The sequence below is a fragment of the Gemmatimonadota bacterium genome, assembly GCA_026706345.1.
Classification (GTDB): Bacteria; JAAXHH01; JAAXHH01; order JAAXHH01; family JAAXHH01; genus JAAXHH01.
Window position 1 is genome coordinate 22,992 of record JAPOYX010000177.1, and the last position, 21,041, is coordinate 44,032.

Consider the following 21,041-nt stretch of genomic DNA (forward strand, 5'->3'; position numbering starts at 1 on the left):
CATCCTGAAACCATAGGGGGTCTGCGCAGGGAATCCAACGAAAAAAGGACTGAAACACCACCTAGAGCCCTGTAACTCCGTCGGTAGATATCAATCACCTTCACAATGCGTGGAAGTACCGGAAGATGAGGAATGGAACTAAAACTCGAGAACAGATGTTGTTAAGACTACTAAATACTCATCCGGGGACTTCACGCGCGGAATCGGCAGGCGGCTGAATTAAGGACCCTGCGAACGAGGAAGCCGCGCCTCATCAGGGAGAAGAGACCGGAGCCAGTAGAGGAGTCGACATGAGTGATTGGATAATGCCTGTAACCACCGGGGTCTGCTTGATTCTCGGCTGGTTGTTCTTCATACGTGGGAAAATGGCTTCCAGGGATGACATTAAAGACCTGTGTAAAGAAGTGCATGATATGAATACCCGTTTAGGAAGAGTAGAGGGTGTGATCAGTAGATTGGAATTCGAATCTGTTTCAAGGAATCATGGGGGCTGATCCGCGGGCCTGGTCTACCGATCGGCTTTGCGGTGGATTCAAGAATCCGCCGTCGTGATGAATCCGTAGCTTTGGAAGGGGAACCGTTCGCCAAATCAGGCGTCCTACTTAGTGGGGACTGTGACTCTTTTCTGACAGAAAGGAAAGTCCATGCGATACCTGGTTGCGGCGGTATGGATCTCCATTTCCCTCCTTGCTTGTGACGACCGCGATCCTGTCGTTGGAGCAGACAACAATGGCGAACAGCCGGCCGAGAACGGCGAACAGCCGGCCGAGAACGGCGAACAGCGGACCGAGGAAGGCGACCGTGCGCGGATAGTAGAGATGCGACAGGAAATCGACGCGCTCGTCGGCGACGCTGCGGGCACGTCGATTACAGACTGCCGCTACGCGGCCTTGGGCTCCAAGCCCTGCGGTGGTCCCTGGGAGTACATAGTTTACTCCGTATCGACCACCGATTCGACGGCACTGGCCGAGCGGCTGACGGCGTATGACGCCTTTGAAGCTGAGATGAATGAGCGTTATGGGTACGTTTCTGACTGCTCGATTCCCAACATACCGGCTTTGGTGTTTAAAGATGGACGGTGCATCGCCGAGTGACGGCTTGCCGTCAAGCGCGTCGCTCAACCCGGACAGCGCTGCTCAAATGTGCGAACGGTAGACCATAAGGAACGGACTCGGACCGGCATCGGACAGGTTGGCGAGATTCAGTCTTTGTTCATGAGCTCGAGCAACCTGGTCGTCGTGTTCCAATTGCGGACGGTCATGCGCTGGTACACGGGCATCGACGCCAGGCGGCTGAGATAGCTGCGCGAGGCCTGGTCGATGCGTCTCGAGAAGTAGAGCACACCGCTGCCGATCCAGGCTTCATCCACGCCGGGTCTGGTGGGGACACTCTCCATGGCGATGGGTGCTGTAAGAGGAGCCTTCAGGAAGAGAACGTCGTAGCGGAACGTCTCCGGTTGTTCGCCGAAACCCGGCGGCGCGGCGGCGACCACCGCCCGCATCTGCTTTCGTGAGCGTAACACGATACTCGCTTCGTAGTCGAACGCCGCGGCGAGCATTTCCTCGATTCGGTTCGTCAGGGTCCTGAGCCCGGATGAAGGCGAATGGAAGATCACGTTTCCACTTTGAATATAGGTGACGACACCACGGAAGCCTTCGGCCTCGAAACAGCTCCGGAGATCCGCCATCTTGATAATGTTCTTGCCGCCGACGTTGATACCGCGCAATAGGGCAAGGTAGGTTTTGTCGGGATTGTTATTTGTGGTCATAAAGTGCCCCAGCAATACACGTTAGACTACGCGCCGGATTCTATTAACTGCTGCGCACCGTCCGGCTTGCCAAGCCAGGTAAAGGGAAGGACCCGAGTCGTTCGCCCGAATAGTCGGTGCAAGAATCCAGCCAGAATCTTGTAACAGCGAGACCTTTTATGTATTTTGACTGTGAAGAGTGCTACCTGGATTCATCCATCCCGGCAACACGCAGTTTCCGGATTTAAGCTACAATATCGTCCGTCTGATTACAAGTCGGGTTGCTGTCTGACCGCATCCGAGTATCAAAGACGCCTATGCATTGCCTCGTCAGTCTCCCCGGGAAACGCATCACCCCCGCAACCAGCATGCGTGGCGCCGCTGGCGAGGCAGCTGTTACCTCGTCCGTCCGCTCCGGAGCCTGGGAGCAGGATGCTGGACCGCCGACAGTCGAGACTCCGCCGGAATTCCTCGCCGCCCTTGAGAAGGATGCCCTGGCTCGCGACGGCTGGACCGGCCTCATTCCCTCGGTACAGCGTCGTTATACGACTTGGATCGGCGTCGCGAAGCGCAAGGAGACCCGGGCCCGTCGGCTCGCAGAGACCCTCGACCTGCTGCGCCGCGGCGAGAAACTCGGAATGCGCTGAGCTTCAGAGTCCACCGGCCGGTTACCGGACGTAGCCCCGACTGGCGGTGACCTCTGGGTAGCGGCTGACGAGACGGCAGATCGCGATACACCCCACCAGATTATAAAACAACCGAACCATGCAGCAACCGGACTATGAAAATGAACGCACCTTGAGATTTACCGGACTACTGGGTATCATACCTTCAAAACCCGACGTTTGAGAAGCTCGCATGGAACCCGCCTTAATATAAACCGTTGCTTTCATCCAGTTCATCCAACAACACCAGCGCACGTCGAAACGGCACCGCACAGACCGCCTGGGCGGACATCGCTTGGCTGGCGGCGATGAGTTCGTCGCTGTTCCTCGTGCTGCTGTCTTCCTCGAGTTACGTTGCGTCCCTTCCCTTCATTCGCGAGGAATGGGGACTGAACAATACGCAGTCGGGCGTGGTCTTTTCGGCCTATCTGGCCGGCTACGCGGCTTCCTCCCTGCTGATCATACCCTTTACCGACCGGTTCAGGCCGTATGTGATCATGCTCGCGGGCATAGCCCTGACGGCCATCAGCGCCGTGCTGTTCCCCCTGTTGGCGGAAGGATTATGGACCGCGAGCGCGCTGCGGTTCCTCTACGGAGTAGGGCATGTATGCGTGTACATCACGGGTATCCGGCTCGCTTCGCTCAGATTCTCCGAAAGGGGACGCGGCCTGGCCGTAGGGGTCTTCGTGAGTTCCGGATACGCGGGTACGACGGTTTCGTACGTGCTCATGGGCATTTTGCTGGATCTGTTCGAAAGCTGGGAACCGGCCTACCTTGCCACGACATTGCCCGGCCTCGCCGGCGTCGCGGTCACGTTGCTGCTGGCCTTTGAAAAAAGAACTGTTACGCCCCGGAGTGAACGAATCACGCCAATGGCCGGATGGCTGTCCCTGGCGCCGCTTCGAGACCGGCGGTTGATGCTGGTGATCATGGCCTATGCGCTACACACGGCCGAGCTCTTCGTGGCACGCCTTTGGCTGCCGCTGCTTCTCGTAGCCACGCTTATGGCGGGGGGTTTTGACTCGGACCTGGCCGCTTCGCGCGCCGCCACGCTGGCCGGCTTCATGTTCATGACCGGCATCTTCAGCGTGCTTCTGGGCGGATGGATGTCGGACCGGTTCGGGAGAATCAGGACGGCGACTTTGATCTTCGCGGCAAGCGGGATCTGTTCGTTTCTCGCCGGTTGGCTGGTCGGACTGCCAATCGCCTGGCTCGTAGCGCTGGGTTTCCTGTACGGGATTTTTACGGCTGCCGATTCCGCTATTTACTCGACGGCCGTCACCGAACTCGCCCCGAAAAACCTGGTCGGCTCCGCACAGGCCGTGCAGTCCTTCATCGGATTTGTCGTGGGAACCGGCGCGCCCGTAATCGCGGGGTCGATACTGGACCTTTCCGGCGCGCAGTCGGCCTGGATCCGGGTATTCAGTTTCAATGGCGTACTGGCCGTGGTGGGCATCCTGTGCCTTGTTTGGCTTCGGCGGGTGCCGATCTCGAGCGAAACTTCCCAGATCACCGCGCAGCACGCAGGTTGATAGGGTAGATTACTTAACAAATCAAACTATTTGATCGGCTCCTGCAATTGACGCTTTATATCTCCGCGGCCGAACCGTACATTACATGCCCACCGACATACCAGACTCGCACCGAGAAGGACGAATCATCTACATTCCGTTGCACTTACCACCGAGCAAGCATATGCATCCATATGACAACCCATCGCGGCCTGTATCCATCCCCGGTCCAGTAACCGCGGGCTACCTCCGGTATTTCCTTTCCGCAGTCGCGCCGCTCCTTTCCCTGGCCGTCCTGGTTTCCTGCGGCGGGGAAGGACCGACCACACCCGCCCCCGCGGACCCGCCCCGGGCCGCCAAGATACGTGTCGTTTCCGGTGACGGTCAGCGCGCGCTTGCCGGTTCGAGCCTGCGGGAACCGGTCGTGGTACAGGTGCTAGACGAGGAAGAACGGCCCATGCCCGGCGCGCTCGTCTTGTTCGCGCCCAGTCACGGCGTTACCGAACCAACAACCGCCGGAACCGGTCCGGACGGAAGAGTTGCAATGAACTGGACGCTCGGATCGGCTTCCGGACTGCAGACGCTGACCGTCAGTGCTTCAAGCGCCTCCGTCAACGTGAGCGGCCACGCGGTCTCCGTGGAAGACTCACTCGACGTCCTGTTCGCGCCAGCCGAAGAGGACGAATTGTCGGCGGTCCGCGCCGACTGGGCCTCGCGGGATTTCTCGGCGGCCGGCGGCATGATCGAGCTTGAAGAAGCCTACAGCATGGGCGGGAGTCCGACCACCTTGCGCATCGTATCGCACCAGGTCGCTGGCGTGCGTCATTACGGCGCCATCATCGTGCCTGACGGCGCCGACAATGAGGGTCTCCCCATACTGGTATTCGCCCATGGCGGCGATGACGGAGTGTCGGTGGAAAGCACGCTTTTCATTTTGACCGTCGCCCTCGGCGAAAGGACGGACGATTTCATCTACTTGATCCCATCGTTCCGGGACGAGCCGCTCGAATACGGGGACCGGGCCTGGAGATCGGAAGGTCCGGCCAGTCCGTGGGACCACGACGTGGACGACGCGCTGGCACTGACCAACCTCGCCATGGAGACCATACCGGAAGCCCAAACCGACCGGTACTTCGTGGTGGGCGCCAGTAGAGGCGGCGGCGTGGCGATGCTGATGGGGATTCGGGACGAACGTATCGCGGGGGTCATCACATTCTTCGGACCGACGGATTTCCAGAACGAATGGGCGCGCGACATCGCCATTCTCCTGGTGAGCGGCGTGACGGTCGACCTGCCGGGCGTCGAATACCTGCGCGCCACGTACGTCGTGCCGTGGTGGACGGGAGACATTTCGCTCCAGGATGCCCGGCTGGCGCTCATCCGCCGGTCCGCCATCCTGTTTGTCGAGGATATGCCTCCCTTGCAGGTCCACCACGGCGACATGGACGGGGTGGTTTCCGTCACCCAGGCCGAGTCCATGATACGGACCATGGAACAGATTGGGCGTGGTGCGCCGGAGTTCGAGGCCTATATCTACCCGGGCGGCACGCACGATATTACGTCGATGCCAAGCGCTATTCCACGTGCACTGGTGTTCTTGCGCAATCTCCTCGGAACAAATGGCGAATAAGCCAGACAGTGGGAAACATGGCGGGCCACCAGGGGCGCCTGCGAGCGTCGTGAGGTGAATATGGGCCTCCAGGTCGGTTTCGTTGGCACAGGTGCTTTCGCACAGTCATTCATCCCCCTGTTCAAGGCGCACCCGCTTGTGGAGCGGGTCGTGCTGTGCGATCTGGACGCCGAAAAACTGGTCCGTTCGGCCGCCCGTTTCGAGATCAGGGACACCAGCCCCTCCCTCGATCACCTCTGCGGAACCGCCGTGGACGCCGTGTGCCTCTTTACCCAGAACTGGCTTCACGGTCCCCAGGCCGTCCAGGCCCTGGAAGCCGGAAAACACGTGTACTCGGCCGTGCCGCCGGGGATCAGCGTGGCCGAAATCGAAAACCTGGTGGCCACGGCCCATACCTCGGACGCCGTCTACATGCTCGGCGAGACCAGCTACTATTATCCGGGGGTACTGTATTGCCGGGATCAGTTCGCGCGGGGCGCCTTTGGCCGGATCGTATACGGCCAGGCGGAGTACTACCACGACTGGGATCACGGCCTCTACGACGTGGCGCGCTGGCGCGGCGGCGATCACTGGCGGAAGACGGCCGGCATTCCCCCCATGTACTATCCGACGCATTCGACGAGCCAGATCATTTCCGTAACCGGCGCGCGCATGACCCGGGTATCCTGCCAGGGATTTCGTGACCGGCACGAGGACGGTATCTACGCGGCCAATGACTGGGACAATCCCTTCAGCAACCAGAGCGCGCTGTACAGCATGTCCGACGGGAGTGTCTGCCGCATCAACGAGTTCCGCCGCGTGGGCCACTCGGGCTGCGTGCGCATGAGCCTCCAGGGCACCGAGGGCGGTTTCGAAGAATCTGCAAGCGGAGCGGCCTGGCTTCGCAAGGACGGGGAACTGGTAGAGCGCCTCGGTGACCTGCTCGCCTGCACCGGCCAGCCTGCGTCCGCGCAGGGAAGTGATCCGATGAGTAAGGTGACCGCATCCGACGGCACCCATCTCGGCGTCTCCGAGGTGCACCCGGTTGATCGGCTGCCGGCCGCTTTCGCCGGATTGCCCAACGGCCACGCAGGCAGCCACCAGTTCCTGGTCGACGATTTCGTGAACGCCTGTGTCAATAGGGCACTGCCCCCCAACAACGCGTGGGACGCTGCCCGGTACATGCTTCCCGGTCTCGTGGCGCACGAATCCTCGCTAAGAGGCGGAGAACTGCTCCCCGTACCGGATCTCGGTGATCCGCCTGGCCGGAACTGACTTCGTCCTGGAACGTCCCGGGTCGGCCAGCGTTAGTATACAGTACGGAGCATCGGAAGGCTCAGGTCTATTCGTAACCCGCGGACCAGCACCTTGAACCAACATCAGATTGAAATCGCAGTCGCCCGTTGGCGGGCATACGTGGAACGGCAGGGGTCGGTTCCGGCGCCGGAACTGGATGCGCTCGAAGTCCGGCTCAGGGGCCAGGCAGCCGATCTCATGCAACGCGGTCTATCGGCCGATGAAGCCTTTCAGGTCGCCGTGCAGAGGCTCGGCCGTTCTGACCCGGCGTCTCGCGCATACGTCCGGGATCTCGCCATGCAGTTCATGGAATCGGCCTCCGGAGAATCTCCCTCCGGAGAATTTCCCTCCGGTGACGCCGATTTAAACAGTGTGGATACAGACGGAATCAAGTCAGCACAGGGAGCGGCCGATACCGGCGGCACGCATTCGTCCGATGGGGAGGCAGGCGCAAAAAGCACCGCCCGTGAAAAAGGCAGACACAGACCGGCGGAATGGGTCCTCGTCCTATGCCTGGCCGCGGGCGCTGCACTGGCAATCAAGGTCCCTGCGCTGTTCGGCTACGCATTCGACGACGATGACGTCAACCAGTTCTACGCGCTCAACATCAGTTTCTTCGTGTTTCCGTTTGTGACTGCCTATTTCGCGTGGGAACGCGGGATGGACTCTGCCCGATGGGGCTGGTTGATTCCGCCCTTCTTCGTGGCCATGCTGCTGTGCAACATCTTTCCCTTCGAACCGGGCGGCGATACCGCGATACTTACCACGCTGCACGCGCCCATCGCCCTTTGGCTCGTCGTGGGCTTCGCATTCGCGGGCGGCGACTGGCGGACGCCCGGACTGCGCATGGATTTCGTGCGGTTCAGCGGGCAGCTCTTCATCCTGTTCGTGCTCATCGCCCTGGGCGGCGGCGTGCTCACCGGCATTACGCTGACGCTGTTTAACGCACTGGGCGTGGACCTGCGATGGGCGGCCGCCTCCTGGATCCTTCCGTGCGGGGCGATGGGCACGATCGTCGTAGCGGCCTGGCTCGTAGAATCCGGGCAGGGCGCCATCGAGCAGGTTGCGCCGGTCCTCACGCGGATTTTCACGCCGCTTTTCACGTTGATGCTCCTCTCCTTTCTCGTGGTCCTGGTGTGGACCGGAAAAGGAATCGACGTACAGCGCGAAATACTGATCGCCTTCGATGTGCTGCTCATCGTCGTCCTGGGACTCGTGCTGTATTCGGTCTCGGCAAGAGCCCCCGAAGCGCCGCCGGGCGTATTTGACGGCCTGCAGATTGCGCTCATTTCAGCCGCCCTGGTCGTAGACGTCCTCGTGCTGGCGGCCATGACGGCGCGCATCGCCGAATTCGGCATTACCCCGAACCGAATGTGCGCCCTGGGACTGAACATCATCCTGTTCATCAACCTGGCGTGGACGGCCCGCCTGTACTTCGGTTTTGTGCGAGGCCGGGACCCATTCTCGGCCGTGGAGCGCTGGCAGACGGGTTATCTTCCTGTATTCTCCACATGGGCGGCGTTCGTCGTGGCCGTTTTCCCGATGATCTTCGGGTATCGCTGACACGCCGGCACACCGTCTCACGCGCCACAACCGCGCCGCGAATCAGGTCTTCATGACAAACAACGGAGTTCATGATGAGTAACCGGTCTGGCAAGCTGGCGGCCTGCACGTCCAAGCCCTATGACAACGAAGAACACCTGAATATGCTGTACGAAAACGCCCCGAAGAAGTTCGCCTTCAGGGCGTCGGACCCGGACGGACTGTCCGCCTGGCAGGCCGCCTTTCGCCCGAAACTGCGGGAAGCCCTCGGCCTGGACAACATGGCATCGGATCTCTCGGGTTGGGTGCCAAAGGCCGAACGGCTCGAATCCGCCGACCTGGGCAGTCATGTGCGGGAACGCTGGTATCTCTGGGTCGAACCAACGGTGCCGCTGCCGTTCTACCTCCTGTTGCCCAGTGGAGTGAAGTATGGAGACGGGAGGCCGGACGGGACGGACCAGAATGGGGGCCTTCCCCTCGTGCCCCACGGCCACAACCATCCGCACATATACGTGGGCATTGCCCGGGATGATGCGGAAGAGGCGCACATGATGGAGGGCGAGCGCGACATCGCCCGGCAGGCGGCCGCCGAGGAAGGCCACATCGTCATCGCGCCGACCACACGGGCCTTCGGGGAAACGCGCACGGCAAAGGACATCCGCGATGATAAGATGCACTCCTGCCGTGACCAGCTTGTTCACGACCTGCTGCTCGGAAGAACGCCCATCGGCGAACGCGTGTGGGACACGTCCCGCCTGATCGACTGGGCGGTCGCCAATCTGCCAATCGACGCCAATCGCATCGCCATTACGGGCAACTCGGGCGGCGGTACGATATCCCTCTTTGCCTCGGCCTGCGAAACCCGGATCGCCCTCTCGATGCCGGGGTGTTATTTCTGCACGTTCGTGGGCAGCATCGGGATGATTCGCCACTGCGAGTGCAACTATGTGCCCGGCATGCTTCGGCTGGGCGAAATGTACGACGTGGCCGGTCTGATCGCTCCCCGGCCCTTCTGCGCAATCGCCGGTCGGCATGACCCCATTTTCCCCATCGACCACGTCCATGCCGCCTTTGACCGGCTCAAGGCCGTCTACGCGGCCGCAGCCGCCGAGGATAAATGCGAGCTGGCCGTCGGAGAAGGGGGACATCGGTTCTACAAGACACCGGCCTGGGACTTCGTGCGCCGGCATTTCGGCACGCGGGCGTGAAACGCGAATGTTCCCATACCAGACTCGGAATCCAGGCAACGCCTTCGGCGGAACGCTTTCCCCGTGTCGAAAAACACGTGGAGTCCATGCGGAAAATTCTTGATAACTTCCAGGGATTCCATATAGTTTTCTCAGATAACAGGATCATCGGCAACCGGTCATCAAGGAGCGCATCATGGAAAGCGCCACGGTTCGAATCGATCCGCGTGAAGAGATCGGTTTCATGCATATCGACGAGACGGACTTCGGGTCCTTTACCACGGCCCAGCGCATCCGTCATCTTGAGGTCGAGGGCTACGTACACCTGCCGGATATGCTCGACGACGACCACATCGCGCGTTTGAAGGCAGATCTGGCCGATGTGCCCATGGAGTGCAAAGATTACAGTGATTGCCAGACCTATTGCCTGGAAGCCCAGTGGCTCAGTCCGGCCATGGCCGAACTGATCGGCCATCCACCCATGATCGAGTTTCTGGAAGCGCTTATGGGGCCCGATATCGTGTTTACCCGGGGACTGTTCACGCGGACGCTCTCGGGTTCGCCACCCATTTCCATGCACACGGACGGCCAGCCCTACGGCTCCTCCATCTTCAGCTACGAGGGCAGTTCACCAAGGCTGGTGCGCGTGCTCTACTACCTCGACGATCTGCCCCCTGAACGGGCGCCGTTCCGGGTGGTTCCACGCTCGCACCTGTCCTTTCACGCCCATGGCAATCCGTATGTGCGCTACAAGTCCCATCCCCAGGAGGTGACCCTGTGCGCGAAGGCGGGGTCGGCCCTGGTCATTCCCAAGGATGTCTTTCACGGCACCCATCCCAACCGTGATACGGTACCCCGGGAACTGATTCAGTTCGGTTACCGTCCGGCCTGGTCCGGGCCCGTCCAGCCCATGGAGGAGTGGGATCCGGGGGACGTGGCCGCCGCGCCCGTCCAGGCCAGACCTTTTCTTCAGAGTCCGAACAAGACCGGTCTGGAATGGCAGCAGCCGCACAAGCCCAAGGGGATGAAGAGCGAAGCGCCGGGGATCAATCCGGACAGGTGGGGAGATTGAACTGCCTCAACCCGGGTTTCACAAGTTGCCGGCGGGATAAATCGGGGACGGACACCCCCAGGAAGGGACATCAGTATGGCGGGTACTGCCTTGCGTAGCATCCAGCGTACCGCAGTAATGGCCGTGATGCTGGCCGCCTCGATTTCTACGGGCCGCACGGCCTCCGCGCAGACCGAATTTCACCTGCAGGCGGGGAAACTCAGGAATCCCTTCGCGCAAAAGAGCGTGGAGTCCCTGGTGCTCACCGTACAACAGGCGTCTCAATGGAAGCTTGGGGACAGCTTCTTCTTCCTTGACTATATCGTTGACAGGACGAGGGACGGATTTAACGACCGTGATTTCTACGCCGAATGGTATCCAACCCTGAGCATCGGCAAGCTGAAGCAGACGGAAGCGCGTCTGGGTAAGATTTCCGATGTCGCGTTTATCGCCGGAATCAACATGGGCGCCGATGCGAAGGTGTTCAAGTTTCTGCCGGGGCTCCGGGCGTCGTGGGATATTCCGGGCTTCCTGTTCCTGAATACCGATCTCACCGCCTATATCGACCGGAACTTCGGCGTGAAGAAGGATGGTGCGCCGAAGGAAGGGAACAGCTTTACGTTCGACGTGAACTGGGCCGCACCATTCAAGATAGGAGAACAGGCCTTCGCGATTATGGGTCACATGGAATATATCGGGAGCAGATCGAACGAACTCGGCGGCCGTTACGACGGCTCCATCCTCGCACAGCCGCAGTTTGTCTGGGATCTCGGCCAGGCCATGGCCAACGAACCCAATCAGTTTCTGCTCGGATTCGAGTACCAGTACTGGCGCAATAAGCTCGGCACGGACGAGGACGAAAACACCATCCAGTTTCTGGTGGTCTGGCGCCTCTAGGACGGCCCTGTCACGCCGATTTCATGGTCAATCACCGGATTGCCGGGCGGGAGTGTCCGGTGACTCTTCGGTCATCGAGGCTCCCGCCCAACCTTTGGATATCCTGATGAAAGCCGCCGTAATGGATGCCTTCGAATCGCCCCTCGAGGTGCGGGAAGTCCCTGATCCCGTACCGGCGGAGGACGGCGTCGTGATCGAGGTGCGGGCCAACGGGATCTGCCGGAGCGACTGGCACGGATGGATGGGTCATGATACGTCGATCCGGCTGCCCCATGTGCCGGGGCACGAATTCGCCGGTGTGGTCGTCGAAAAGGGCGGCCTGGTGCGGAACTGGCGGGTCGGGGACCGGGTGACCGTGCCCTTCTGCGGCGGATGCGGCGTCTGCGCGCAGTGCCTGGCCGGCAATCACCACATCTGCGACAACGAGTACCAGCCGGGGTTTTCCGGATGGGGCGCCTTCGCCGGATACGTGGCCATGCCGTACGCCGACGTGAATCTCGTCCGCCTGCCGGACGAACTGGACTTCGTCGAGGCGGCGAGCCTGGGCTGCCGGTTCATGACGGCTTTCCGCGGCGTGGTGGACCAGGGCCGGGTCACCGGCGGCGACAGCGTGGCCATCCACGGCTGCGGTGGCGTGGGGTTGTCGGCAATCATGATCGCGAAGGCCCTGGGCGCCACGGTGATCGCCGTGGACATAGACGACGACCGGTTGCAGTTGGCGAGGGACTTCGGCGCCGGGATGACGGTGAACGCCCGGACAAGTCCCGACGTGGTCAGGGAAATACGGGAGAAGACGAGCGGCGGCGCCCTGATCTCGATCGACGCCCTCGGCAGCAGGGTCACCAGCCGGAATTCCATCCGCTGTCTTCGAAAAAGAGGCCGTCACGTTCAGATCGGCCTGACGCTGGCCGACGAGGCGGATGTCTCGATTCCCATGAACGCGGTAATTGCAAAAGAGCTTGAAATCGTGGGGAGCCACGGCATGCCGGCCCACCGGTACGCCGACCTGCTGCGCATGATCACATCCGGCGTGCTACGCCCCGGACGCCTGGTCGGCAAGACCGTTGCCCTAGAAGACGCCGGCGCCGAACTGGAGGCCATGGGCCGCTTCAGCCAGACGGGCGTAACGGTCATCGACCGATTCTGACGTCAACTGCCGGTTCTGACAGTCATCGCCCGGTTCTAAGGCGTTCATAAACCGCATCCGGCACCGGTCGAGATTCTCGCCGCTATTTGAAAGGCACACGCATGGCCGAGAAGGACATCATTGCGCTCGAAAGGCAGATATTCGAACTCACCGCGAAGCTGAACGAGTTGCGGAGAAACAACGATCCGCGGCCGGTACCCGACTACCGATTCGCCACGCTGACCGGAGAGGTCACCCTGCTCGACCTGTTCGCCGGCCGTGACCGCCTGCTGGCCATCCACAACATGGGACAGGGCTGCCGGTACTGCACGCTGTGGGCAGACGGATTCAACGGCATGCTTGCCCATCTCGAGGACGCCATTTCCGTCGTGCTCCTTTCAGGCGACCCCCCTGCCTTGCAGCGTGATTTCGCCAATTCGAGGAACTGGCGCTTCCGCCTCGCTTCCCACGGCGGAGGCGAGTACATCGTAGAGCAGACGGTGATGGAAGGCGTGGAGAACATGCCCGGCGCAGTGCTCTACGAACGGCAGGGCGACCAGGTGCTACGAAAGAACAGCTGCGTATTCGGCCCCGGCGACCTGTACTGCTCCCTCTGGAACCTGCTGGGACTCGCCGGACTGGGTGAAGCGGAATGGACCCCGCAGTACCGGTACTGGCGACAGCCCGGGAAAATGGACGACGGCGGCGCCAATCTGCTGGAATAGCGACTCGACCCGTTACAGCGGTTGGCGCGGTGCGCGACAGGCCTGCGGGAGGCGTGGTGTCAGACAGTCCAGCGATCAGGTTGTTCCAACGAAACTGGTTTCTACGTGAAGAGCGGTTACCGGACACCACGTACGCAGAAGAGCGCTTCATCGAAGCCGCCATTGGACAGGACCCCGGTCGATGGGACGGCCGACCGGACTTGACGCGGATGGCGGAAATCCTTGCCGAACATCCGACTGTTCTCGATCACATAGGCTCCCACTTGCTCACGGTGATTGTCGGAATGCGCGGCTGTGGAGGCGCGGTAACCATTCTCCTCGGTCGCGGGGTTACGCTTAACATCGACCCAATTGCCTACAACGTACTGCACGAAGCGGCCTGGGCGGGCTCCGCGGATACGCTCGAAGCCGTTTTCACATCGGGCGCGGCGGACGCCACCTCGGTTTCCGTCGAAAAGCCCCACACGGGCTGGCCCGCGAATCTCTCCCTCATGTACTGGGCCGCCTGGGGCGGATTTCCTGAAGTCGCCAGGCTCCTGATCGCTTACGGCGCCGGGAAACATCACGAACTACCTATTAAAGGCAACGGGGAGCGGGGAGAAACCTCCCTGCACGAGGCCGCGGCGCCGGGACTCTGGGGCGACGAAGATTCACCCAGGAACCAGGGTAAGCGAGAAGTCGCCCGCATGCTTATCGAGGATGGTGCGGTGTACGACGGATGCGCGGCGGCGGGATTGAACGATGCGGAACAGCTCGGCAAACTGCTGGCTGCCGATCCCGGCACCGTTTCGGCGACCGGCGCTTACGGGATGACTCCCCTGCACTGGGCGTCGAGGGCGGGTTCGCTGGCCTGCGTCAAGCTGCTGCTGGATTATGGCGCCGATGTGGACGCACGGAACAAAGCGCGCCGAACCCCTTCGCAACTGGCGGCGGAAAGCGGCCGGGCGGAGGCCGTGAGGCTGCTGGCGGAGGCCGGCGCCGATCTGGACACCCAGGACCGCAAGGGACGTACTCCACTCCACAGGGCGACGTACGAAGGACACGCCGAGACCGCGGAAGCTCTGCTCGCCGCGGGCGCGGACAGGGCCGTGCTGAACAGGAACGGCAAAACCGCCTTCGAAATCGCGCGGCAAGGCGCTTCTTATCTTAAGAAACGAACCTGATGTCCGCCTACTCTGAGGTAAAACAATGAACGTCCTGCTCAGGATGAACCTGATCGAACCACTGGTCGACGAAATTCGCCGGGTTGACGAGAGCGTACGGGTGATACGTACAGATTCGGAGGAGGAAGCCCTGGCCGTAATGCCGGAGATCGAAGTAGTCTGCGGCGAGATCACCCGGGCCCTGTTCGCGCGAAGGAGGAAACTCGCCTGGATCCAGAGTTGGGGCGCCGGGGTGGACGGACTGCTCTATCCCGAACTGGTGGAAAGCGACGTGGTGCTGTGCAGCGCGAAGGGCTTTGTGGGCGTGCACCTGGCCGACCACGGCATGGCGCTGTTGCTCACTCTGACCCGGGGAATCCATACCGCGATCCGCGATCCGGGCTGGGCACCGCGCTGGCCGATCCGCGACGCCTCGTGGGAACTGGCGGACCGGACCATGGGCATCGTGGGACTGGGCGGAACAGGCCGTGAAATGGCCAGGCGGGCGGCGGCCTTCGGCATGCGCGTCGTCGCCGTGGATCCCGAGGATGTCGAAGTGCCACCCGAAGTGGAAGCCTGCTGGGGCATGGAGCGTTTCCACGCACTCCTGGAACAGTCCGACGTCGTGGCCGTCTGCGCGCCGTTGACGGCGGAAACGGAAGGGTTGTTCGACCGGGCAGCCTTCGCCCGCATGCGCAACCACGCGTTGTTGATCAATGTAACGAGGGGAAGGATCGTCGACGAAGCGGCCCTGCTGGAAGCGCTCGAAGGCGACCTGATCGGCGGAGCGGGCCTGGACGTGGTGCCGCAGGAGCCTCTACCTGACGACCATCCACTCTGGAAGATGGACAACGTGGTGATTACGCCCCATACGGCCGGGGGATCTCCCAACCGGGACGGCCGGTGCGTGGCGTTGTTCTGCGAGAACCTGAGGCGTTACCTGGATGGACTGCCGCTGGTGAGCGTGATCGACAAGCGCAAGGGGTACTGATAGGGGTGGAACAAGATTAAGCAGATAGGATTCTCACACGAGATTGAACTTACTAATCCACCTCAGTTGTGGTTTTCCTATTCGGTTTCAAGAATATGAATGACCTAAACGTTGAATTTCGTAGATTAGAAATCAGTCACCAGGCAAAAAAAGTAGAACTGAGAATCTGAATGCTTGATTTAAACATCCTAATGTAACGGCGATATTCCAGCTATCTCTCCAAGTGTGGGAGCGTTTATCGCCGAAGCTAGTGGGGTTTGTTTAGAACACAATGGTCATAAACGTGGCAAGACTTTTTCGGTCCGTGGTTATCGACAGAACCAGCATTCAATAGATTGGCCTACGATTACAAGTCAGTCTGTGGTAGCATGGAACGACCTTGAACAGGCTACTGAGTATGGTGCCGTAGCCATTGCAGTTTTGGTCGCTAAAGAGGAAATCGCTGACGAGTTACGAGAACTAATGGAACAAGTCAATTTTCACCGGCACCTATTACTAAGGGGTGTTACACTAGAAGAAACTGAAATCCAAATGAGTTTATCAGGTCAGGGGGTCGGGTTTGGACTAATTAGTCAAGTCGACCTGTTAGATCGTATTGATACCTCGTCAAATGTCCTGCGGCGTATTGCCGAACGGCGAAGCAATAGACCTTTCAGGGAGAAAGGCAGGGTGGGGAAATCTTTAGGAGACTATCAACTGTACGTTTCTACTCCAAGATCTGCAAGTTTTGCGGTGACCTTAAAGGTAGGTAGACCCACAGCTCAATTGTCAATTGATGGAATAGATAATAGGCCCTTAGCCGTCATAGATGAGTTTCTGGATCTATTTGAACTAATGGGGCAATCAAAAGTTCCTGAACTAAAAGATCGGATTCGTGATCCAGCCTACTTGCGGAACTTCATCGCTCTATCAGAGAAAATAGCGCCGGATGGAGAACGAGTTCGACAGGTCGGTTTCACAGCACTCCGAGAAGGGAAAGAGCGCATAGTCGAGGTGAAAACGCCTTCATCTGTTCTTCCCTCGATGTCAGATTTTGAATTACCGAAACAGCAAGTTACTGAACCTAAACATATCAAATTAAGTGGGTTACTATGTTTTGCAGATGCGACCCGAGATAAAGACAACACAATCAAGATTGTTGACGATCAAGGTACACCCCATATCGTCGAAGTACCAGAAGGTATGATGGACGATATAGTGCGTCCAATGTGGAACTCACAGGTTACAATCGAAGGTACTCAAACAGGGAAACGTGTATTACTTCTTGATGTCATGCCTGATGAATCAGACTAAATGATCAGAAACCTCTCAAGTACTCGAATTAATAAATTGGATATTTCTTGGTTGATTGGATCTTTATCTAATTCATTTTCTTACCACTTGGCGTAACATACAACGCTCAGTGCCGGTGTTCCACTCCGTGATCGTGCGCGGTGTGGTAATGGTGGGCGAGCAGGTCCGCGCCGAAATCGTTGGTCGGGTTGCGCCAGACCGTGTGCACGTGGTTGGCGTCATTCTGGACGTTGTCGTATTCCACCAGGAACCGTCCGCCCTGCAGGCGGTAGTAGTGGGGTTGTCGGGCTTCCAGGCCGCCCGCCCAGGCCAGATGCACGTCGCCCACGCCGTTCTTCCGTAACAGATCGGATTCGATTTCGGCAACGGCGTCGGGCATTCGATGAATGTACTCGCCGATGAGAGCCTCCAACATCTCCTGCTGTCCGTCGTTCATACCCGCCCCGGAGAGGCCGCGAGGCGTTTCCGTGTACCGCACCGCATCATAGGGCACGTCCGTCCGGGCCAGCCGGTCCGGTTTCTCCCTGTTCTCCTGGATGAAGCGCTGATTCACCGTGACGATGTCCCCCGGCGGAACCGGCGCGATAAGCGCGCCGTGCCGTTGTTCCTCGTCCAGGGCGCGCACCAGTTCCCGCGCCAGGTCTTCCACGTTGCCCAGGGGCCGAAGCGAACCGACGCCGTTGAGCGCGGCCGAGGCGGGGTTCGCCCCGAAGAAGAAGGGCGTGGGCGCCACGATCCGTCCCCCGGCGATAGTATAGTTGATGGAAACGTGGTGCCCCTCGAATTTCCACCCCCAGGGATCCCGGTCAGAGGGCGTGCCGAAAATGGACACGTAGTAGTCGGAAGGATCCCGCCAGTTGCCCGAAGACCAGCCTTCCCGGGCATCCAGCGTCGCTTCCAGGCCCATGATGGTCGTCGTGGTGGCATATCCCGTTCCGCTCACCCCCGAGGCCACGAGCTGAAGGGCCCGGCGCCGCTGTCCCCGGTCCATCTCCCCGAGCGGCAGGCCTTTTCTCGCCAGGGGCACGTAGTCCCAGAAGGTGCGTGCGGCATCGTCTTCGAAGGGGAACAGCGCTTTCGCACGCTGATCCAGGGCCAGGGCGGCCGTGAAATCGACGGCGGCCTCTCCCATCCGCTGAACCAGGCCCCGGATGTGCTCGCTGGTCAGTAAACCGTTCTGGTCGTCGCTCATTTTTTATTCTCCGGTAGGAACGTAGACTGATTTGATGGTGACTTGATTCATTTGAGATCCGGAAACCGCAGGAACCGCTTGGCGGTTCCGCCCATGATCGCCTCGTATTCATGGGGCTTGATGTCGGGCACGGTCTCTTTGATCAACCGTGCCAGCTTGTCGTAACCGGGCTCTTCGTAGATCCATGGGAAATCCGTGGCCCACATGAGCCGGTCGGCGCCGAACGTGCCCAGGAAGTTCTTATTCCAACCCGCCAGGTCGGGGTAGGGGTAGGGCTCTTTGCTGAAGGCGTAATGGCCCGACAGGTGCATCGTCACGTTCTCGTAGGTGCTCAGCCGGTGCGTGGTGTGAAATGCCGGGTTGTAGGGCACAATGTCGATCTGCGGCCGTCCCCACTGGTCTGTCCGGCCCTTGCCCAGGCCCGGACAGATGCCCAGGTGGTTGATGACTACCCGCACTTGGGGGAAGGCGTCGACGAGCCAGGCGATCAGATGGGCGTCCGCCGCACGCACGTACAACCAGAGGACGAGGTCCTTCTCCGCGGCGTGCCGCCAGATAGGGTAGGTCGTGAACGTGCGCACGTCCACCACTTCGAATGGGTCCGGGGGGCCGCCGACCAAACCGAGCCGGAAACCCACGATACCCGTTCCGTCCGTCAGCCGGTCCATGTGCTCCTCTGGCGCGCCATAGGCCGATTCGGGTATGAGTCCGATGCCGAGAAAACGATCCGGATAGGTTCTGAGGCAGTGAAGCAGGTAGGCGTGCTGAGCCACGCTCGTGCCGCCGATCTGCACCAGCATGGCCTGGTCGATGTCGCTGGCGGCCATGTAGGTCAACAGCTTCTCGACCGTCTCTTCCCGTTCCGGCGGCGTGTTGCCGCCCGCTTCTCTCGGAAACTCGCGGGTCACCTTCGCGAACACGTGACCGTGGGCATCGATACGAGGCATGCGGCTTCCTGTCTATGACATCCCGAAAAGCCGAAGCCGGTCCGGCGTGTTCAGCGACGGGGCGATGTGGGCGTACCGTCCGGGGTTGATTTTTCCGGGCGTACGCTTTTCGTAGGTAAGGATGATCGACTTCCGGGGGGTTTCTGTGCGGTTTTTCATGGCCACGTGCCATCCGTAGGTATTGAACATGACGGCCGTTCCGGCCTTGCCTGGGAACCGCCTGTGGCCCGGCATGGCTTCGAGGCTCTTCACGCGGGGGTACGGCCCGGCGCCGGGCCGGTGGCTGCCCGGGACGTAGGCGAATTCTCCGCCGTCGCGCTCGACGTCGTTTACGTAGACCTGCACCTTGATGTGGAGGGGATGGTCCGGGGGGACGTCGGGATGCCATCCCGTGTAACCCATGGGCCAGAGCGGCGCTGTGCGGACCTGCTCGCCAATGAAGATCATGTCGTCATCGGTAAAGGCTTTGACGTACTCGAAGTAACGCGGCTGGTCAAGTATGTCGAGAAAGACGCCGTCTTTTTCCAGCACGTTCGGTATGTCGTAATAGGTCGCCGCTAGTTCACCCCGGGCGACGCCGACGAGCCACTCCTCCTTGCAGGCGGCGGCCCAGTGGTCGAAGGCCTTCTGGAGGCGGTCCAGCATCGCACCCCGGATCGCGTCCTCGAAGACGAGATAACCCTCATCCTCCCACTGTTTCCATTCCCCCGGGGTGGGGCCGGATTCCATGGTCATTCGGGGCTTCTTTCTTCTCGATTCAGATCGTGGTGCAGGTATAGTCGGGAATCAACAGCAACGGTTCCGCCATGTCAAGCGTGATGGCGCGCGACGGCGCGAAGCGGGCCAGATCGGACCATTTCCTCCTTGCCCATGTCTTCCGCGGCGTTCTATCTTCTGCGTTGAAACAACTGCCCAAGAAAGGAGAATCACTTGAAGATCGAGGCCGTGGAATCCCTCGCGATCCCGGAGTTGAAAGTCATTCGTTTCGGGTGCTTCAGAGATAACCGGGGGTATTTCACTGAGACCTACCGGCTGGGTGATCTTGTTCAGCACCCCGAAACGACGTTTCTCCGCGACATCCGGTTTGTGCAGATCAACGAGAGTCATTCGCGCGCCGGTGTGGTCCGCGGCCTTCATTTCCAGTGGAATCCCCACATGGGCAAGCTGGTTCGGGCCGTTCGTGGCCGCATCGTGGACCTGGCGCTGGACATCCGGTTGGGGTCTCCTACGCTGGGCAGGATCGTTGCCCACGATATCTCGGAGGATCCTGGCGCCGACCAGGCCGAGTGGATCTGGGTGCCGCCGGGATTCGCCCACGGGTTCTTCTGCCCGACCGACTGCATTCTGGAATACCTGTGCAGCGGGGAGTACAGCCCCGGCAACGAGGCCGGTATCTCACCGATGGCGCCTGACCTGGACTGGTCACTCTGCGATCGCGCGTTGAAGCGAGCGTTCGACGAGATCGCCGCGGGAGCGGCCATCATGTCCGAGAAAGACCGGGACGCACTTTCCATGAACAGCTGGCTTGCGGATGAACGGTCCGCGAACTTTAAGTATTGAACGTGCAGCAATGCCACACCGTATTTCACACTTCAATCAATGGGAGAATCCTGAATGACATCGGACCAACCTTCACTCTGGTCAGACATCCGCGGGCTCGTGTTCTTCGGCTGGATCGTCGCGGCGACGCGCCTGCTGCTGGATTTCGTCGCGCCCGAACAGTCCATGTTCATCGGCGTCTACTTCCTGATGCCCTTGGCCTACCTGTATTACGGGTTGAAAGGCAGGTGGGACCATTTGGCCTGGAGGCGGGTGGCGGGGTCGCTCGTTGTGGTGGTGTTCCTGGTCTGGTTCATTCCGAACCTGATTTCGTATACGACCGCTTTCTTCGTCGGTCTGGAGCACGGCCGGTTCTCGCCGGAGAATTCCGGGAGGGTATTTGACTATGAGGGACCGGTTATGACGGTACTGAACGGCGGTATGGTTGCGGGGGGCACGTTCCTCGCGGGTTCTGTATGGAGCGTCTCGCTGGGCACGCTGTTCATCTGGCTGCCCGGGGCGATGCGCCGGCGGCAGGCCCGGGCCGGGTGATAGGGTTCGTCGGGACCGACGCCGTTCGT

At 60.4% G+C, this 21,041-nt stretch carries 19 protein-coding genes; 15 read left to right on the plus strand and 4 right to left on the minus strand.

What is annotated here, in order from left to right:
- The first annotated feature begins 644 nt into the window (after positions 1–644).
- Complete coding sequence (locus tag OXG98_11825; protein MCY3772691.1) at positions 645–1,094, plus strand: hypothetical protein; 450 nt, start codon at positions 645–647, stop codon at positions 1,092–1,094.
- 107 nt (positions 1,095–1,201) lie between these two features.
- Here the strand turns inward: OXG98_11825 and OXG98_11830 are convergent, their stop codons facing one another.
- Positions 1,202–1,768: a DUF1697 domain-containing protein gene (locus tag OXG98_11830; GenBank protein ID MCY3772692.1), complete on the minus strand. Its 567-nt coding sequence runs from the start codon at positions 1,766–1,768 to the stop codon at positions 1,202–1,204.
- 952 nt (positions 1,769–2,720) lie between these two features.
- On the opposite strand from OXG98_11830, the gene OXG98_11835 reads away from it, so the two are divergent.
- The 12 genes from OXG98_11835 (at position 2,721) to OXG98_11890 (ending at position 16,782) form a co-directional block, all read left to right on the plus strand.
- On the plus strand, positions 2,721–3,944 hold the full coding sequence (locus OXG98_11835) for an MFS transporter (GenBank protein MCY3772693.1): 1,224 nt from the start codon (positions 2,721–2,723) through the stop codon (positions 3,942–3,944).
- A gap of 163 nt (positions 3,945–4,107) precedes the next feature.
- On the plus strand, positions 4,108–5,553 hold the full coding sequence (locus OXG98_11840) for a hypothetical protein (GenBank protein ID MCY3772694.1): 1,446 nt from the start codon (positions 4,108–4,110) through the stop codon (positions 5,551–5,553).
- A gap of 60 nt (positions 5,554–5,613) precedes the next feature.
- Positions 5,614–6,807, plus strand: a complete 1,194-nt coding sequence (locus tag OXG98_11845) for a Gfo/Idh/MocA family oxidoreductase (protein ID MCY3772695.1) — start codon at positions 5,614–5,616, stop codon at positions 6,805–6,807.
- A 93-nt stretch (positions 6,808–6,900) separates the two neighbouring features.
- On the plus strand, positions 6,901–8,391 hold the full coding sequence (locus tag OXG98_11850) for a hypothetical protein (GenBank protein MCY3772696.1): 1,491 nt from the start codon (positions 6,901–6,903) through the stop codon (positions 8,389–8,391).
- 74 nt (positions 8,392–8,465) lie between these two features.
- Positions 8,466–9,578, plus strand: coding sequence for a hypothetical protein (locus OXG98_11855; protein MCY3772697.1), 1,113 nt, complete (start codon positions 8,466–8,468; stop codon positions 9,576–9,578).
- A gap of 175 nt (positions 9,579–9,753) precedes the next feature.
- Positions 9,754–10,629, plus strand: coding sequence for a phytanoyl-CoA dioxygenase family protein (locus tag OXG98_11860; protein MCY3772698.1), 876 nt, complete (start codon positions 9,754–9,756; stop codon positions 10,627–10,629).
- Positions 10,630–10,704: 75 nt separating this feature from the next.
- The gene (locus OXG98_11865) at positions 10,705–11,505 is read left to right on the plus strand and encodes a nucleoside-binding protein (protein ID MCY3772699.1); all 801 of its coding nucleotides are present in this window, start codon (positions 10,705–10,707) and stop codon (positions 11,503–11,505) included.
- A gap of 106 nt (positions 11,506–11,611) precedes the next feature.
- Positions 11,612–12,652 carry a zinc-dependent alcohol dehydrogenase family protein gene (locus OXG98_11870; protein ID MCY3772700.1) on the plus strand — a complete coding sequence of 347 codons (1,041 nt, stop codon included), beginning with the start codon at positions 11,612–11,614 and terminating at the stop codon, positions 12,650–12,652.
- Positions 12,653–12,753: 101 nt separating this feature from the next.
- On the plus strand, positions 12,754–13,356 hold the full coding sequence (locus tag OXG98_11875) for a DUF899 family protein (GenBank protein MCY3772701.1): 603 nt from the start codon (positions 12,754–12,756) through the stop codon (positions 13,354–13,356).
- A gap of 56 nt (positions 13,357–13,412) precedes the next feature.
- Positions 13,413–14,519, plus strand: coding sequence for an ankyrin repeat domain-containing protein (locus OXG98_11880; GenBank protein ID MCY3772702.1), 1,107 nt, complete (start codon positions 13,413–13,415; stop codon positions 14,517–14,519).
- 25 nt (positions 14,520–14,544) lie between these two features.
- Positions 14,545–15,489, plus strand: a complete 945-nt coding sequence (locus OXG98_11885; GenBank protein ID MCY3772703.1) for a D-2-hydroxyacid dehydrogenase — start codon at positions 14,545–14,547, stop codon at positions 15,487–15,489.
- A 225-nt stretch (positions 15,490–15,714) separates the two neighbouring features.
- On the plus strand, positions 15,715–16,782 hold the full coding sequence (locus OXG98_11890; GenBank protein ID MCY3772704.1) for a hypothetical protein: 1,068 nt from the start codon (positions 15,715–15,717) through the stop codon (positions 16,780–16,782).
- 106 nt (positions 16,783–16,888) lie between these two features.
- Here OXG98_11890 and OXG98_11895 read toward each other — a convergent pair whose 3' ends face one another.
- Genes OXG98_11895 through OXG98_11905 form a run of 3 tightly spaced genes read right to left on the minus strand, consistent with a single transcriptional unit; the run spans position 16,889 to position 19,656 of the window.
- A complete protein-coding gene (locus OXG98_11895) occupies positions 16,889–17,974 on the minus strand; it encodes a DUF3500 domain-containing protein (protein MCY3772705.1) in 1,086 nt (361 codons plus the stop codon).
- 47 nt (positions 17,975–18,021) lie between these two features.
- Complete coding sequence (locus OXG98_11900) at positions 18,022–18,921, minus strand: amidohydrolase family protein (GenBank protein ID MCY3772706.1); 900 nt, start codon at positions 18,919–18,921, stop codon at positions 18,022–18,024.
- A 12-nt stretch (positions 18,922–18,933) separates the two neighbouring features.
- A complete protein-coding gene (locus tag OXG98_11905) occupies positions 18,934–19,656 on the minus strand; it encodes a phytanoyl-CoA dioxygenase family protein (GenBank protein ID MCY3772707.1) in 723 nt (240 codons plus the stop codon).
- A gap of 195 nt (positions 19,657–19,851) precedes the next feature.
- Between OXG98_11905 and OXG98_11910 the strand changes: the two genes are divergently transcribed.
- Positions 19,852–20,481: a dTDP-4-dehydrorhamnose 3,5-epimerase family protein gene (locus OXG98_11910; protein MCY3772708.1), complete on the plus strand. Its 630-nt coding sequence runs from the start codon at positions 19,852–19,854 to the stop codon at positions 20,479–20,481.
- Positions 20,482–20,535: 54 nt separating this feature from the next.
- Complete coding sequence (locus tag OXG98_11915; protein ID MCY3772709.1) at positions 20,536–21,012, plus strand: hypothetical protein; 477 nt, start codon at positions 20,536–20,538, stop codon at positions 21,010–21,012.
- The last annotated feature ends 29 nt before the right edge of the window (positions 21,013–21,041 follow it).

What these genes read in the sequence shown, in the direction of transcription:
- OXG98_11875 (MCY3772701.1), top strand. Translation starts at nt 12,754, where the DNA reads ATGGCCGAGAAGGACATCATTGCGCTCGAAAGGCAGATATTCGAACTC.
- OXG98_11845 (MCY3772695.1), top strand. Translation starts at nt 5,614, where the DNA reads ATGGGCCTCCAGGTCGGTTTCGTTGGCACAGGTGCTTTCGCACAGTCA.
- OXG98_11830 (MCY3772692.1), bottom strand. Translation starts at nt 1,768, where the DNA reads ATGACCACAAATAACAATCCCGACAAAACCTACCTTGCCCTATTGCGC.
- OXG98_11855 (MCY3772697.1), top strand. Translation starts at nt 8,466, where the DNA reads ATGAGTAACCGGTCTGGCAAGCTGGCGGCCTGCACGTCCAAGCCCTAT.
- OXG98_11865 (MCY3772699.1), top strand. Translation starts at nt 10,705, where the DNA reads ATGGCGGGTACTGCCTTGCGTAGCATCCAGCGTACCGCAGTAATGGCC.
- OXG98_11885 (MCY3772703.1), top strand. Translation starts at nt 14,545, where the DNA reads ATGAACGTCCTGCTCAGGATGAACCTGATCGAACCACTGGTCGACGAA.
- OXG98_11860 (MCY3772698.1), top strand. Translation starts at nt 9,754, where the DNA reads ATGGAAAGCGCCACGGTTCGAATCGATCCGCGTGAAGAGATCGGTTTC.
- OXG98_11900 (MCY3772706.1), bottom strand. Translation starts at nt 18,921, where the DNA reads ATGCCTCGTATCGATGCCCACGGTCACGTGTTCGCGAAGGTGACCCGC.
- OXG98_11835 (MCY3772693.1), top strand. Translation starts at nt 2,721, where the DNA reads ATGAGTTCGTCGCTGTTCCTCGTGCTGCTGTCTTCCTCGAGTTACGTT.
- OXG98_11905 (MCY3772707.1), bottom strand. Translation starts at nt 19,656, where the DNA reads ATGACCATGGAATCCGGCCCCACCCCGGGGGAATGGAAACAGTGGGAG.
- OXG98_11840 (MCY3772694.1), top strand. Translation starts at nt 4,108, where the DNA reads ATGCATCCATATGACAACCCATCGCGGCCTGTATCCATCCCCGGTCCA.
- OXG98_11870 (MCY3772700.1), top strand. Translation starts at nt 11,612, where the DNA reads ATGAAAGCCGCCGTAATGGATGCCTTCGAATCGCCCCTCGAGGTGCGG.
- OXG98_11915 (MCY3772709.1), top strand. Translation starts at nt 20,536, where the DNA reads ATGACATCGGACCAACCTTCACTCTGGTCAGACATCCGCGGGCTCGTG.
- OXG98_11895 (MCY3772705.1), bottom strand. Translation starts at nt 17,974, where the DNA reads ATGAGCGACGACCAGAACGGTTTACTGACCAGCGAGCACATCCGGGGC.
- OXG98_11825 (MCY3772691.1), top strand. Translation starts at nt 645, where the DNA reads ATGCGATACCTGGTTGCGGCGGTATGGATCTCCATTTCCCTCCTTGCT.